At 71.6% G+C, this 15186-nt stretch carries 13 protein-coding genes; 9 read left to right on the forward strand and 4 right to left on the reverse strand.

Annotated features, from left to right (window positions below):
- The first annotated feature begins 70 nt into the window (after positions 1–70).
- From ABZ192_RS15245 to ABZ192_RS15270, 6 genes are all read left to right on the forward strand, one after another.
- Positions 71–994: a LysR substrate-binding domain-containing protein gene (locus ABZ192_RS15245; protein WP_356924971.1), complete on the forward strand. Its 924-nt coding sequence runs from the start codon at positions 71–73 to the stop codon at positions 992–994.
- A gap of 125 nt (positions 995–1119) precedes the next feature.
- On the forward strand, positions 1120–2340 hold the full coding sequence (locus tag ABZ192_RS15250; protein ID WP_356924972.1) for a CoA transferase: 1221 nt from the start codon (positions 1120–1122) through the stop codon (positions 2338–2340).
- Complete coding sequence (locus ABZ192_RS15255) at positions 2330–3295, forward strand: CoA ester lyase (protein ID WP_356924973.1); 966 nt, start codon at positions 2330–2332, stop codon at positions 3293–3295. Before ABZ192_RS15250 ends, ABZ192_RS15255 begins: the two co-directional genes overlap by 11 nt.
- A gap of 179 nt (positions 3296–3474) precedes the next feature.
- Positions 3475–3912, forward strand: a complete 438-nt coding sequence (locus ABZ192_RS15260; protein ID WP_356924974.1) for a Fur family transcriptional regulator — start codon at positions 3475–3477, stop codon at positions 3910–3912.
- Between the two features lie 51 nt (positions 3913–3963).
- Positions 3964–6189: a catalase/peroxidase HPI gene (katG, locus tag ABZ192_RS15265; protein ID WP_356924975.1), complete on the forward strand. Its 2226-nt coding sequence runs from the start codon at positions 3964–3966 to the stop codon at positions 6187–6189.
- A 168-nt stretch (positions 6190–6357) separates the two neighbouring features.
- Positions 6358–7098, forward strand: a complete 741-nt coding sequence (locus ABZ192_RS15270) for a carbonic anhydrase (RefSeq protein ID WP_356925040.1) — start codon at positions 6358–6360, stop codon at positions 7096–7098.
- A gap of 45 nt (positions 7099–7143) precedes the next feature.
- Here ABZ192_RS15270 and ABZ192_RS15275 read toward each other — a convergent pair whose 3' ends face one another.
- Positions 7144–8559, reverse strand: a complete 1416-nt coding sequence (locus tag ABZ192_RS15275) for a Tat pathway signal sequence domain protein (protein ID WP_356924976.1) — start codon at positions 8557–8559, stop codon at positions 7144–7146.
- A gap of 127 nt (positions 8560–8686) precedes the next feature.
- A complete protein-coding gene (locus ABZ192_RS15280) occupies positions 8687–10414 on the reverse strand; it encodes a VanW family protein (RefSeq protein ID WP_356924977.1) in 1728 nt (575 codons plus the stop codon).
- A gap of 218 nt (positions 10415–10632) precedes the next feature.
- Here ABZ192_RS15280 and ABZ192_RS15285 point away from each other — a divergent pair, with 218 nt between their 5' ends.
- The 3 genes from ABZ192_RS15285 to ABZ192_RS15295 all read left to right on the forward strand — a co-directional run bounded on the left by ABZ192_RS15285 (position 10633) and on the right by ABZ192_RS15295 (position 13558).
- Entirely contained in the window at positions 10633–11901 is a 1269-nt protein-coding gene (locus tag ABZ192_RS15285; protein WP_356924978.1) for a glycosyltransferase family 4 protein, read from the forward strand.
- Complete coding sequence (locus ABZ192_RS15290) at positions 11898–12734, forward strand: transferase (RefSeq protein ID WP_356924979.1); 837 nt, start codon at positions 11898–11900, stop codon at positions 12732–12734. Before ABZ192_RS15285 ends, ABZ192_RS15290 begins: the two co-directional genes overlap by 4 nt.
- Positions 12735–12895: 161 nt before the next feature.
- On the forward strand, positions 12896–13558 hold the full coding sequence (locus ABZ192_RS15295) for a YceI family protein (protein ID WP_356924980.1): 663 nt from the start codon (positions 12896–12898) through the stop codon (positions 13556–13558).
- 24 nt (positions 13559–13582) lie between these two features.
- Here ABZ192_RS15295 and ABZ192_RS15300 read toward each other — a convergent pair whose 3' ends face one another.
- Positions 13583–14083 (reverse strand): molybdenum cofactor biosysynthesis protein, encoded by a 501-nt coding sequence (locus ABZ192_RS15300; RefSeq protein WP_356924981.1) that lies wholly within the window; start codon positions 14081–14083, stop codon positions 13583–13585.
- Between the two features lie 57 nt (positions 14084–14140).
- Positions 14141–15151, reverse strand: a complete 1011-nt coding sequence (locus ABZ192_RS15305; protein WP_356924982.1) for an MASE1 domain-containing protein — start codon at positions 15149–15151, stop codon at positions 14141–14143.
- Positions 15152–15186 lie beyond the last annotated feature (35 nt).

Genomic DNA, 15186 nt, shown 5'->3' on the forward strand with positions numbered 1-15186 from the left:
AGCATCAAACCGGTATCTGTCCATGCGATCCCCGCATCAATCGGCTCGCCCGGGCGTACGCTTCCCGGCCATGGATGCCACCCTGCGTCAACTCACGGCGTACGCGGCCGTCGCCCGGGCGACGAGTTTCACCGCGGCGGCCGCCCGGTTGGGCGTCTCGCAGTCGTCCCTCAGCCGCGCGGTCGCCGACCTGGAGCGGCAGGTCGGCGCCCAGCTCCTCGAACGCGACACGCGCAACGTGCAGTTGACCGCCGCGGGCACCGAGGCGCTGCGGATCGCCGAGCAGATCCTCAGCGCCCACCGGGCCGGGATGAACGAACTGGACCGCTTCCTGCTCGGCGAGTCCGGCACCGTCGCCGTCGCCACCCTGCCCTCCGTCGCCGCCGTGCTGCTTCCGCAGGTCATCTCCGGCTTCCGTACCGGCCGGCCGCGCGTGGCCGTTCGCCTGCTCGACGGACTGGAACGGGCCGTACTGGACCGGGTCCTGTCCGGTGACGCGGACTTCGCCATCACCACGGTCGGCCTGCCGCCCGCGCGGCTGGAGCACCGGCCTCTGGTGCGTGACCGTTTCGTCGCCGTCCTGCGCGAGGACCATCCGCTCGCCGCACGCGGCGAGGTCGGCTGGGCGGACCTGGCCCGCGAACCGTTCCTCGCCGTCGGACGGGACTCGAGCGTACGGCGGCTGACGGACGCCGCGTTCGGCCAGGTCGACGCGCACTCCGTGCCGGCGGCGGAGGCCGGCAGTGTCGCCACCGTGGGCGGACTGGTCGCCGCCGGACTCGGCGTGAGCGCGCTGCCCGCCCTGGTGCTGCCGCTGCTGGGCACCGGGCCCTTCGTGTTCCGGCCGCTCGTCGAGCCCGTGGTCGACCGGCGCCTCGACATCGCCCTGCGGGCCCGCCGTACCCTCCCGCGCGTCACCGAGCACTTCCTGGAGACGCTCGAGGACTTCCGCGCCCAGGGCCGGGACCTGCCGCCGGGCGTGTCCTGGGCCTGAGTCGCCGTCGAGCGCCTCGATTCATGCGCCAGACGCATGGATTGATGGTCTTTTTTTGCTGGACAGGCATTTCTGCGCCTCGGCAGTCTGAAGAACCGGACCAGTTCAGCCGAGGGGACGCATCCGTGTCGGACAAGGACATGCCGAACACCACCGGGCAGGGCCAGCTGTGCGGACTGAAGGTGGTCGAGTTCGCTCATGTGGTGGCCGGGCCGCTCGCGGGTTCGATGCTCGCCGACCAGGGCGCGGACGTGGTCCACGTCGAACCCCCCGGCGCCGGTGACGCCGCCCGCGCGATGGGGCCCCGGCGCAACGGCGTTCCCCTGTGGTTCAAGGTGGCCGCCCGCAACAAGCGTTCCGTCACGCTCGACCTGCACCACGAAGCGGGCCGCGCGCTCGCCCACCGGCTCGTCGCCTGGGCGGACGTCGTCATCGTCACCCTGCGCGCCGGGCGTCTGCGCCGTTGGGGCCTCGACTGGGAGTCCGTGCACCGGATCAACCCCAAGGCCGTCCTGCTCCAGATCTCCGGATTCGGCGCCACCTCGAGTCAGGCCGACGCCCCCGGGTTCGGCAAGATGGGCGAGGCCCGCAGCGGCGTCGTCCACCTGACCGGTTCCCCCGACGGGCCGCCCGTCCACACCGGCTTCTCGCACGGCGACGCCGTGACCGGCCTCATGGGTGCCTACGCCGTCCTCGCCGCCCTCCACCGGCGCGACCACGACCCCGGCTTCGACGGCGAGTGGATCGACCTCGCCCTGTTCGAGCCGCTGTTCCGGCTCGTCGAGTGGCAGGTCATCGTCCACGACCAGCTGGGAACCGTGCCGCAGCGCTCCGGCAACCAGCTGGCGGTCGCGCCCGCCGCCGTGATCAACACCTACCGCTCCCGGGACGAGCAGTGGATCACCGTCACCTCCGCGACCCTGCGCTCGGTGCGCAACGTGGCCCGGCTGCTGGGGTTGCCGGAGGAGGAGTTCGCCACGTCGGGGCAACAGCACGCGAGGCGCGGGGAGTTGGACGACGGGCTGCGGGCGTGGGTGGCCGGCCGCACCGCGGCCGAGTGCCTGGAGGCCTTCGCCCGCGCCGAGGTGGTGGCCTCCCGGGTGTTCGACGCGGCCGACATCGCCGCCGACCCGGTCTACGCCGAACGCGGCGACATCGTCACCGTGACCGACCCGGACCTGGGCGACGTCCGCATGCAGGCGGTCATCCCGCACTTCCGGCAACGCCCCGGCCGCGTCTGGCGCACCGGGCCGGCGCTGGGGCAGGACAACGACCTCGTGTACCGGGACTGGCTCGGCCTGAGCGAACGGGAACTGGCCGAACTGGAGAAGAACGATGTCGTCTGAGCTCCACGCCCGCGCCACCGAGGCCGCCCGCGCCCCCACCCCCCACGAGCCCCGCCTCACAGCCCCGCCCCGGCCCCCGCTCCGCTCCCTCCTCTTCGTCCCCGGCCTCCGTACGGACTGGCTGCCCAAGGCGCGCGCGGCCGGGGCCGACGCCGTCGTTCTCGACTTGGAGGACGCGGTTCCCGCCCCCGACAAGCCGCTCGCCCGTGCCCGGGTGGCCGAGGCCCTGGCGGAGGCCGCCGCGGAACCGGCCGGCGGCATGGCCCTGTTCGTCCGCGTCAACCCGCTCGACGACTGGACCGCCGCCGAGGAACTGCGTGCCGTCGTACGCCCGGGACTGGCCGGAGTTGTCCTGCCCAAGGTGCACACTGCCGCCGACGTACGGCTCGCGGACCGTCTCATCGGCTGGTGCGAACACGAACACGGCCTGCCGGCCGGCGCGACGGCCCTCGTCCCGCTGCTGGAGTCGGCCCGCGCCCTGCACGACGCCTACGACATCGCCGCCGCGGCTCCCCGGGTCGCACACGTCGGCGCCCTGACCGCACCCGGCGGCGACGTCGAACGTGCCGTCGGCTACCGCTGGAGCCCTCAGGGCACCGAGACCCTGGCCCTGCGTTCCCGCGTCCTGCTCGACGTCCGCGCCGCCGGTGCGCCCGGCCCGGTGACCGGACTGTGGACGGACATCGCCGACCTGGCGGGCCTGCGCGCCTTCGCCGAGCAGAACCGGACCCTCGGATACGAGGGGATGATGGCCGTCCACCCGACCCACGTCCCCGTGATCAACGAGGTCTTCGCCCCCACGCCCGACGAGCTGGACCGCTGTGCGCGCCTCGTCGCAGCGGTGGAGGCGGCCCAGCGCGCCGGCATCGGCGCTCTCACCTTCGAGGGCCGGATGGTCGACGAGGCCATGGCCGAAACCGCACGGGCGGTGCTGGCGCGACACGGACACGGCTGACACCATCCCGCCACCGCGCCGAAGCCCGATCACCGATGCTGTGACTGAGCTCACAGTTCGCCAACAGGCCTGCCGCGCCAAGCCGCACACGCGTCACACCGAGCCGCACCCGCGCGACACCAAAATTGAACCGTTCGTTTTCTTGAATCATTCGTGTTTGTGCGGCTAGGTTGTCCGCCATGACCGCATCCCGGAACCCGACCGCCGCCGAGGAACTGCGCGGTGCCGGCCTGAGGGTTACGGCCGCCCGCGTCGCACTGCTCCAGGCCGTGCGGGAGGGCGACCACCTCGGCGCCGAGGCGATCGCGTCCGAGGTACGCGGCCGCGTCGGCCACATCTCCGTCCAAGCCGTGTACGAGGGGCTCCACGCACTCACCGCGGCGGGACTCATACGCCGCCTCGATCCCCCTGGCAGCCCGGCCCTCTACGAGGGACGGGTCGGCGACAACCACCACCACCTCGTGTGCCGGTCCTGCGGGGCCGTCGCCGACGTCGACTGCGCGGTCGGCCACGCCCCCTGCCTGACCGCGTCCGACGACCGGGGCTTCGCCGTCGACGAGGCCGAGGTCATCTACTGGGGCCTGTGCCCCGCCTGTTCCACCGCCCGCAGTAGCTGAGCGATGTGATCCACCCGAGCACCGTGTTCCACCCCGTCCGGAAGGATTTCCATGACTGAGAACCACGACGCGATCGTCACCGACGCGAAGCAGGAGGAGACGAGCGGCGGCTGCCCCGTGGCGCACGGCCGCGCCCTGCACCCCACTCAGGGGGGCGGCAACCGTCAGTGGTGGCCGGAGCGCCTCAACCTGAAGATCCTCGCCAAGAACCCCGAGGTGGCCAACCCGCTCGGTGGGGAGTTCGATTACGCCGAGGCGTTCCAGGCCCTCGACCTCGCGGCCGTGAAACAGGACATCGCCGAGGTGCTGACCACCTCGCAGGACTGGTGGCCGGCCGACTTCGGCAACTACGGCCCCCTGATGGTCCGTATGGCCTGGCACAGCGCGGGCACCTACCGCATCAGCGACGGCCGCGGCGGCGCCGGCGCCGGACAGCAGCGCTTCGCCCCGCTCAACAGCTGGCCGGACAACGGCAACCTCGACAAGGCCCGCCGTCTGCTGTGGCCCGTGAAGAAGAAGTACGGCCAGAGCATCTCCTGGGCCGACCTGATGATCCTCACCGGCAACGTCGCCCTGGAGCAGATGGGCTTCGAGACCTTCGGCTTCGCCGGCGGCCGCGAGGACGTCTGGGAGCCCGAGGAGGACGTGTACTGGGGCCCCGAGACCACCTGGCTCGACGACAAGCGCTACACCGGCGACCGCGAGCTGGAGAACCCGCTCGGCGCCGTCCAGATGGGCCTCATCTACGTCAACCCCGAGGGCCCCAACGGCAACCCGGACCCGCTCGCCGCGGCCCGCGACATCCGTGAGACGTTCCGCCGCATGGCGATGAACGACGAGGAGACCGTCGCCCTGATCGCCGGTGGCCACACCTTCGGCAAGACCCACGGCGCCGGCCCGGCCGACCACGTCGGCGCCGACCCCGAGGCCGCCTCCATGGAGGAGCAGGGCCTGGGCTGGCGCAGCACCTACGGCACGGGCAAGGGCGGCGACGCCATCACCTCCGGCCTGGAGGTCACCTGGACCTCGACGCCGACCCAGTGGAGCAACGGGTTCTTCAAGAACCTCTTCGAGTTCGAGTACGAGCTCGAGCAGAGCCCGGCCGGCGCCCACCAGTGGGTGGCGAAGGACGCCCCGGAGATCGTCCCGGACGCGCACGACTCCTCGAAGAAGCACCGCCCGAAGATGCTCACCACGGACCTGGCGCTGCGCTTCGACCCGATCTACGAGCCGATCTCCCGCCGGTTCTACGAGAACCCGCAGGAGTTCGCGGACGCCTTCGCCCGCGCCTGGTTCAAGCTGACCCACCGTGACATGGGCCCGAAGTCGCTGTACCTCGGCCCGGAGGTCCCGGAGGAGACCCTGATCTGGCAGGACCCGCTGCCCGAGGCCGAGGGCGAGCCCATCGACGACGGGGACATCGCGGTTCTCAAGACCAAGCTCCTCGAGTCGGGTCTGTCCGTCTCGCAGCTGGTGTCCACCGCCTGGGCCTCGGCGTCCACCTTCCGCGGCAGCGACAAGCGCGGCGGTGCCAACGGCGCCCGTATCCGCCTGGAGCCGCAGCGCGGCTGGGAGGTCAACGAGCCCGACGAGCTGGCCCAGGTCCTGCGTGTCCTGGAAGGCATCCAGCAGGAGTTCAACTCCGGCTCCGGTGCCAAGAAGGTCTCCCTGGCCGACCTGATCGTCCTCGGTGGCTCCGCCGCCGTCGAGAAGGCCGCCAAGGAAGCCGGCTTCCAGGTGGAGGTTCCCTTTGCCGCGGGCCGTGTGGACGCGACGGAGGAGCACACCGACGCCGAGTCCTTCGAGGCGCTCGAGCCGACCGCCGACGGGTTCCGCAACTACCACGGCAAGGGCAACCGCCTGCCGGCCGAGTACCTGCTGCTCGACCGGGCGAACCTGCTGACCCTGAGCGCCCCGGAGATGACCGTCCTGGTCGGCGGCCTGCGGGTGCTCGGCGCCAACTACCAGCAGTCCCAGCTCGGCGCCTTCACCACGACGCCCGGCTCGCTGACCAACGACTTCTTCGTCAACCTGCTCGACCTGGGCACGACGTGGAAGGCGACCTCCGAGGACCAGACCACCTTCGAGGGCCGCGACGCCGCCACCGGCGAGGTCAAGTGGGCCGGCTCCCGCGCCGACCTGGTCTTCGGCTCGAACTCCGAGCTGCGGGCGCTCGCCGAGGTCTACGCGAGCGACGACGCGAAGGAGAAGTTCGTGAACGACTTCGTCGCCGCGTGGGTCAAGGTCATGAACCTGGACCGGTTCGACCTGGTCTGACCGGTCTGATCACCTCCGCATGACAGCACGCCCGGGCCGGGAGGCCCGGGCGTGCTGCTCGTTGCCTGAGAGACCGTCAAAAGCCGTTCAAGGTAAGAACATCACTTACCCAACTCTCACCATGAAAACGGCAAGGACGGCGGCCGGACGCGAGTTCGGGCATACGTTCTGGCCGTGAACTCACACGCCACCGCACACAGAGCCGCCGGCACCGTCCGCCGCACTCTCCTGCGCACCGCGCTGACCGGGGCCGCCGCCCTCGGCGCGGGCCTCACAGCCGCCCGCCCGGCCGCCGCCACGAGCGGGCCCGGCACCGGACCACGGCCGAGCACCCCGCAGGAGGCCCTCGCGGAACTGGCCGCGGGCAACCGCCGCTGGCGCGCCTTCCGCGAACGCCACCCGCACGAAACCCCCGCCCTCCGGCGCGAGTTGACCACCGCCCAGCACCCCTTCGCGGTCGTGCTCGGCTGCATCGACTCCCGCGTGCCCCCGGAGCTGGTCTTCGACCAGGGACTGGGAGACCTGATGACCGTACGCACCGCCGGGGAGGTCCTGGACGAGGCCGTGCTCGGCAGCGTCGCCTACGGCGTCCTGGAGCTGGGCATACCGCTGGTCGTGGTGCTCGGGCACCAGTCGTGCGGCGCGGTGCGTGCCGCGGTCGAGGCGGAGCGGTCCGGCGGGCACTTGCCCGCCCACATCCAGTACCTCGCCGACCAGATACGCCCGGCCATAGACCACGGTACGGAAGGGGACGCGCGGATCGACGCCACGGTCGACGCCAACGTCCGCCTCGTCCGCTCCCGGCTGGCCGCGGAGCCCGACCTCGCCGCCAAGGTCGACACCGGCAAGCTGGCGATCGTCGGCGCCCGTTACGAACTGAGCAACCAGGCCGTCCATCGCGTCAGTTGAGAGCATCCCGGCCCGCTGTTCACCACAGCGGGCCGGGCCCGCCCGTCACGCCCGCAGCGGATTGAAGCGCGCCGCCGCCATGAGGTACCAGGCGGTCGCACCCGTGTGCCGGTACGGGTAGTAGCCGAAGCCGAACCCGGTGTCCAGCGGACTGCTCGCGGAGACCACCCCGGCCCGCTCGGGCAGCGCCTTGCCGCCGACGGTCTGACCGGCGCCCAGCAGCTCCTGGGCCCGCTCGGTCGACGTCAGCAGCCGCCGGGCACGCGCCTCGTCGCCACGCTTCCCGCGGTCCCGCAGGGCGAGCGCGAGATGCGCCGTCCCCTCGAACCACACGCCATTACGGTCGGGTCTGGGCTGGCCCTCCGCGATCGGCGCGTCCTCGTTCGCCACCAGGCTCGCGGAACTGAAGGTGACGCCCTCGTACGACTGCCCCGCGGGCACCGTGCTGTTCGCGCGGCCGGAGTGATCCAGGACGGCCAGCACCGCCACGGCCCAGTCCAGCGAGCGGGCGTACCCGCCCCTGCGGGAGCCGAACGCGAGATGGGTCCAGGTCTGGGTGTCCTCCGGGACCGGGGACTTGTTGATGGTCACCCCGTCGTTGGTGCCGGTGTAGAAGTAGCCCCCGGCCGGCTCCCACATCCGCCGCACGAAGGCCTCGGCCCGGGCCCGCCGCTGAAGCCACACCCTCTCGCCGGTCAGCCGGGCGAGCCGGCAAAAGAGGCACACCAGGTCGGTGTTGTGCTCCGTCGACGTGAACGGCAGCCGCTGATTCGACCCGTCGACCCCGAACTTGTAGCCGCCGAGCGGTTCGTCGGTACGGCCGGTCCGCTCGATCCACTCGCCGATCCGTACGGCACCGGTGAGGAAACGACGCGCCCCCGTACGGCGGGCGAGGGCGCTCAGCGCGATGCCCGCCCAGGCCATGTCGCCCACGGCCGTGCCGGTGAACCCGAACTGCGTACCGACGTTGGCGGTGCCGTCCGCCCGGACGAAGCCGTCGGGTTGGACCGAGCCGTCGTAGAAGGTGTACGGCCCGACGTTGTAGGCCTGCCGGAGCCTGCCGTCGTCGTACGCCGGGTCGTGTGTCTGCGCGTAGAGCAGGGCGTCACCCAACGCCGTCGCCCTGGCCAGGCTTTCCGGCCGCCGGGCCGTGAGGTGGGCCAGGATCGCCAGGGCGTTGTCGTAGGTGAACGCGGTGCTGAAGAGGCCCGCCTGGTCGGTGTAGCTCTGGGTCAGGCGGATGCCGCCGTGGTCGGCGTAGGCGTCCATGGCGGCGGCGAGAAAGGCGCGTCCCCTGGCCGGGGCCGACAGCGGGCCGGTCTCCGTCGCACCCCCGGCGCTGCCCGAATCCGCCGCCAGGGCCTGCCCGGAGCCTGCCGCGGCGATCCCCGCGGCGCTGATGCCGAGACCGGCACCGATGAGCGAACGCCGGCTCAGCGCCGGGCCTTGTCTGCCAGTCATGGGTCTCCTTTGAGAGCGCTCTCAGCACTGGGCGCTCATTGTGCTGGGGCCCTGAGGGCGGGTCAACGCCCCGGCGGCAAAGGAGAGTTCCAGAAGAAGGGGGAAGGGGCGGCGACCGCCGGGTGGATCACTCGCAGACGATCTCGTCACGCGGCGTGTAGTGCGTACGGAACGGCTCCCGCTTCACTTCCCGGCCGTCGTCGTAGAAGACCCGCTCCACGGTGACGTCGAACCCCTCGAACGGTGTCTGCGGCACGCACTCCTTGTCGTCGCTCACCTTCTTCCCGGGCTGCTTCACCTCGGTGCGCGGGCCCTTGACCGACTTGATCTCGTCGTACTTCCGGGTGCCGAGGAAGGAGACGGTCACGGACGTGTCCGTGGACTCGGCCTGGATGTAGATCGCCTTGCCGGAGTCGTTGGTGAACCTCAGATCCAGGCTGCCCCAGGCGACGGTCGCCTCGCGGCCCTCCGGGTAACGCTCGATGTAGAAGGAGTGCGCGCCGTGCTCAACCGGCTTGACCCCGGCGAAGAACAGCGCGTTGTACACGGTCGTCGCCACGGACGAGACGCCGCCGCCGGACGCCTTCGTGAACTGGTCGTTGAGGATGATGATGCCCTCGACGAAGCCGTTGGCCTCGGTGCGTTCGCCGACGGTCCGGTTGAAGCTCCACGTCTCGTCGGGCCTGACCAGGGAGCCGTTGATGAGTTCCACGGCCCGGCCGATGTTCTTCGTGCGGTACTCCGCCGGTTCGAAGTGGACGGTGAAGGAGGACATCGTCTCCGCCAGCCCCAGCCGGGCGGCGTTCTCGCGGGTGACCTCGGGCCGGGTCCGGTCCACGGCCACCTCGCCGCTGCGGTCCGCGCCCGACCGGGTGAGCAGCGGCAGCACCGCCTTGCCCAGTGCCTTGTCGGTGACCTTCAGGCCCACCCTGGCGTCCTCGGCCACCACGGCCTTGTCACCGTCCGGCCGGAGCTTCGCGTTCCGGGCGGTCGTGGTGACGTCCTGCAGCGGGCCCGCCACGGCGGGATCGTCGCGCAGCCCCTCGGCGTCCAGCTCCGGTCTCAGTCTGCCGCCGCCGTCCGGCCGCAGCGCCAGGTGCTCGCCCAGGACGGCCGGCCCGACCGTGAACCGTCGGCCGCCCGCGGTGAGGGTGACGGGCGCGGACATCGCCGGCTCGGCGAACGTGCGCACCGCCCGCCGTACCTCGTCGGCCGTGACCTTAGGCCGGGTCTCGCGGGCGGGCAGCGGCGTGACCGCGTGGGTGTCGCCCCGCAGGCCCCGCAGGAAGGAGGAGCGCAGCGGGCCGACCGCGCCGGCCACGTCCAGCGTGTACCCCGTGCGTGGTGCGACCACCTCGACCCGCCCGTCGTCGAAGGCCACGGCACCGTCCCGGACCTTCCGGTCGAGCCCCTTCGCCACCTGGCCGAGGGCGGCCCGGGCCTTGTCCTCGTCGAGGCGTACGACCGGCTCGACGGCACCACCCGAGCGGAAGAACCCGCCGATCACGCTGACGGGGCCGACGCCGGTGCGTGCCGCCCGGTCGACGGTTTCCTCGGCGTCGAAGGAGAGCCCGGCGCGGCGCGGATCGACCGTGCCCGTGCGGTCACCGACCTTCACGCGCAGGTCCCGCGCCCCGGCCGCGTCCAGGTGCCGCTCCAGCTTCCTTACCGCCTCGGCACGACTCAGGCCCCCGATCTCCACCCCGCGCACCGTCGTACCGGAGTCGATCTCCCCGCCCGTCAGCATCAGCCCCGCGAGATACAGCCCGCCGGCCCCCACGGCCAGCGCGCCGCCGGCCAGGGCCAGGGGCGGAAGGGAGGTGATGCGTGGGAGGAGGGTTATGCGGGGGCGCATGGGTCTCCTGGAGATCGATGACGACGGTGCACCCGATGACGCGACGCTGCTGCGGGCAAACACATCAAGCTATGCACATTCGGGCGGCAGACCGGTATGGCCCAGACCACTTATGTCCGAGATCACTCCGGAACCGGCCGGTCCGTGCCCGTGTTCCTGCAGGCCACAGAGTGATAACGGCGAACAACTGTCCGGTGGTTGGCGCCGTCTACGCCGACATGAAGATTTCTTTCCTGATTCATAACGCCTATGGAATCGGAGGCACGATCACCACCACGTTCAACCTCGCCGGGGCGCTCGCCGAGCGGCACGACGTGGAGATCGTCTCTGCTTTACGCCACCGCGAGCACCCCAACCTCGTCCTGGACCCCCGGGTGCGGCTGCGCGCGCTGGTGGACCTGCGCAAGGAGGCGGACCATCCGCTGCACCAGAGACCGGCGAAGGTGTTCCCGTCCGCCGAGTACCGCCACCGCCAGTACAGCGAGCTGACCGACCAGCGGATCGGCGAGTGCCTGGAGGCCATCGACACCGACGTCGTCATCGGCACCCGCCCCGGCCTCAACGTGCACATCGCACGGCAGGCCCCGCAGCGCGTCCTGCGCGTCGGCCAGGAGCACCTCACCCTCGACAACCACCCGCCCGCCCTGCGCACCGCCCTGCGCCGCGCCTACCGCCGCCTCGACGTGATCACCACCGTCACGGAAGCGGACGCCGCGGCCTACCGGCGCAAGATGTGGCTGCCCGGCGTCCACGTCGAGGCCCTCCCGAACAGCGTCCCCGACCCCGCGCTGCCCCCCGCCGACGGCACCGCCAAAGTCGTCATCGCCGCCGGCCGGCTGGTTCCGGTGAAGCGCTACGACCTGCTCATCGAGGCGTTCGCCCAGGTCGCCGCCGCCTTCCCGGACTGGCAGCTGCGCATCTACGGCAAGGGCGAGGAACAGCCCAGGCTGCGGGACCTCATCGAACGGCTCCGCCTGTGGAACAACGTGTTCCTGATGGGGGCCGCCACCCCCATGGAGGCCGAGTGGGCCAAGGGCTCGATCGGCGCGGCCGCCTCCAACTTCGAGCCGTTCGGCATGACCATCGTCGAGGCGATGCGCTGCGGACTGCCCGTCGTCAGCACCGACTGCCCCTACGGCCCCGGCGAGATCATCCAGGACGGAGCCGACGGCCGGCTGGTGCCGGTCGGCGACGCCGACGCCCTCGCCGCTGCCCTGCTGGAACTCGTCGGCGACGACGAACGGCGCCGCCGCATGGGCCGCACCGCCCTGGAGAACGCGCACCGCTTCGCCCCGGGCCCCGTCGTCGCCCAGGCCGAACGCATCCTGGAGGACGCCCTCGCGGCCCGGACCACGGACCGACCGACCTCCACCCCCCAGAACCACCGGAGCAACAGCGCACTGATCGGCCGGAGCCACGCCGCCCGCGACGCGGCCCACGCCGCGGCCGTCGGCGCACTCCGCGCGATACGCAAGGGACGCCGATGACCACGCAGCTCGACACCCACCTGCGCACCCACTGCGCGATCGACACGGACGGCCGCATCACCTTCCGCCTCCCGCCGGCCCCGGCCTCCCACCCCCAGCTGCTCCTGCGGCTGCGCCCCAAGAAGGGCCGTCCCGAGACGACGCTCCACCTCCTCGACCTGGAGCCCGGCCGGACCGACGGCGACCTGCATGCCGTACTGGAACCGCACCCCGCCCTCGACGAGGGCCGCTGGGACCTGTACCTGCTGCCGGAACCGGGAGCCGAACGGCAGCGGCTGCGCCCCGGCCTCAGAGACCTGCGCGCCCTCGTCGACGGCCACCTGCGCGACCGGCCGTCACCGGTCGCCGTCCGGATCCCGTACGTCACGAAGGACGGCTTCCTCGCGCTCAGGGCATGGCGGCGCACCGCCCACGCGGAGGCCCGCACCGTCGACGTCACGGATCAGGCCGTGACGGTCGAGGCCCGCCTGCACGGCGCCGAACTCCACGAGGACGCCACCGTGCGGCTGCGCCTGCGGGGGACCGGCACCGTACGGGACCTGCGCCCCCGGGTCGACGACGACGGCAGGGGCTTCTCCTTCACCGCCGGCCAGGAGGACCTGACCGGCGGCGACGAAGCCCCGGGCCGGATCTGGGACGCCTTCGTCCTGCCCGCCGCCGACGCGCCGCCGGTCAGGATCGGCCGGCTCCTCGACGACGTGGCGGACCGCAAACACGTCTTCGTCTACCCGGCGCTCACGGCGGGCGGATCGTCCTCCCGCCCTTACTTCACCGTCGACAACGACCTTGCGATCGAAGTGACACCGGCCGAATCGCCGAAATGCCCGAAATGAAAATTCCGGGACCTCCGGAGGGTTTTTTCGTCGGCGCCTCGCGACGGGCATGTGTGGATTCTGTGCAAAGCGGCGGCAAAAAGGTCAGGTGCTCCTCCGTGACAGCCGTAAACGCCAAGGGGACTTGCGGCCATAAGCAAACTCAAGTACCTAGATGAATCATGAACCTGTTCAACCGCGTCGTGCCGTCCCGCCGGCAGGCGCCGCCAGTCCCCCCACAGCGTCCCGCCGGCGCACCGGCTTCCCCCACGGCGGTCCTGCCCGACCCCGACCTGGCGAATCTCACCGGCGAATGGGTCGTCGACCCTGCTCACAGCAGGATCGGCTTCTCCGTCCGGCATGCCATGGTGACCACCGTGCGCGGTTGTTTCCTGGAGTACGAAAGCCTCCTCTACTTCGACGCGCGCAACCCCGCCCGGTCACGGGCCGACCTCACGCTGTTCACCGCCAGCGTCGACACCGGGGTGGAACAACGCGACGCCCACCTGGTCGGCCGGGATTTCCTGGATGCCGCGACTTATCCCCGGATGCGCTTCACCAGCACAGCGGTGGAACAGATGGGCGCCGACCTCTTCCACATGTCGGGCGAGCTCACCATCAAGGGCATTTCGCGGCCGGTCGTCCTGGAGATGACCTATATCGGACACGTCACCGACCCCTTCGGCTACGAAAGGGTCGGATTCGACGGCACCACCACCATCAACCGCTCCGACTGGGGGCTGACGTACAACAGCAGGCTGGCCGAGGGAGGTGCGATGGTGAGCGAGAAGGTGCGTCTGCAACTCGACATCGCCGCCATCCGCACGCCCCCGGCGGGCGGCTGACCGCGCCGGGTCCGGCCGCAGGTCTCAGGTCCCGGTGTCAACGGGCCCGGCCACGACGCGGAACGTCGCCGGGCCCACCGTGATCACCCCGTCGCTCAGCGGCGTGCACCGCACACCGCCCCGCCCGCGCAGGGCACGCTGGGCGCCGGGGCCGATGGTCACGTCCATCCAGGCGCACGGCCGGGCCGGCCGGTTCACGGCGAACAGCGCCGGCCCGGTGCCGCAGTCGAGGGCGATCGTCGATCCGACACAGGAGTCGATGTCGACGCCGCGGAGCAGGACGTTGCGGCGGGTGTGCCTCAGGTCGGCGTCCGCAGGGAGGTTCTCCGCGGCCATGAGGGTCACCGCCGCGTTCCGGTGGGCCGGCCGGGCGTAGTAACGGTCCCCGACCAGCCCCAGGCCGCTGCGCACCTCCACGCGGGAGACGCACTCGTCGGACGGGCCGGGGGAGGGGCCGTCCGACGGCCGTCCGGCCAGCCGGTGCGCGGGCGACACCAGCAGTTGCAGCACCTCCACCTCGGTCATGGCGTCAACCCTATGCCGCGGTCGCCGCCACCCGGCGGGTCCACGGGAGGCGTACGGTCACTCGCCCCGTCGTCGCCCGGCCCCACCGCCCTCGAGAGGGGCCCGGCCGTCCGCCGACTCGCCCGCGGTGAGGTGCTCCAGCACCTCCACCAGTTCCTGGCACGCGCGCTCCACCGAACGCCGGGTGTGGATCTGCTCGGTGATCACGGCCGACAGGATCAGGGCCGTCAGGGCCATCGCCCCGTTGAACGCCTGGAGCTTGATCATCACCTCCACCGTGGTCAGCCCCGCGAACGGCCCGGCCCGGTCGGTCGCCGCCACCGTGGTCATGACCGACGCGAAGAGGGCGCACAGCATGCTGCCGGCCAGCTGGAACCGCAGAGCCGCCCAGATCAGCAGGGGATAGACGAGGAAGAGCAGACTGACCGAGCTGTGCGCGGTCAGCGGAACGACACAGCAGACGATCAGCGCCAGACCCGAGGCCTCCTTCCAGCGCGACAGGCGCAGCGGCGGGCGGACGCGGGACAGCAGGAGCAGCACCGGGGTGACGATCAGCACGCCCATCGCGTCGCCCACCCACCAGGCCAGCCACACCGCCCAGAAGCCCGGCCATTCGAGTCTGCCCGTGGCGAGCAGGATGCCCGCGCCGGTGGTCGAGCTGATCAGCATGGCGGTGAGCGCGCCCAGGAACACCAGGGCGAGACCGTCCCGCAGACGCGCCAGATCGGTTCGGAAACCCGTCCGGCGCAGCAGCAGGTACCCCACGACGGGGGCCACCGTGTTGCCCGCCAGCACACCGAACGCCCAGGGGTCCAACGACGTGAGGGAGAGGATCACGAAGAAGGCGCCCAGGGCGATCCCCGGCCAGCAGCGCAGCCCGAAGATCAGCAGGAACGCGACCGAGACGCCGGTCGGCGGCCAGATCGGGGTGACGACCGCGCCCTCGACCACCAGTTCCCGCATCAGGCCGAGCTGCCCCGAGACGTAGTAGCAGGCGGCGACGGCCAGCGTCTGCAGAGCGACGACGGCCGGCGTACGCAGATCCCGGCTATCCACCACAGCAGCCATGAGACACCGAGGCCGCCGCGACGGCGAGGTGGGAG

The organism is Streptomyces sp. NPDC006235 (assembly GCF_040613735.1).
Taxonomy (GTDB): Bacteria; Actinomycetota; Actinomycetes; order Streptomycetales; family Streptomycetaceae; genus Streptomyces.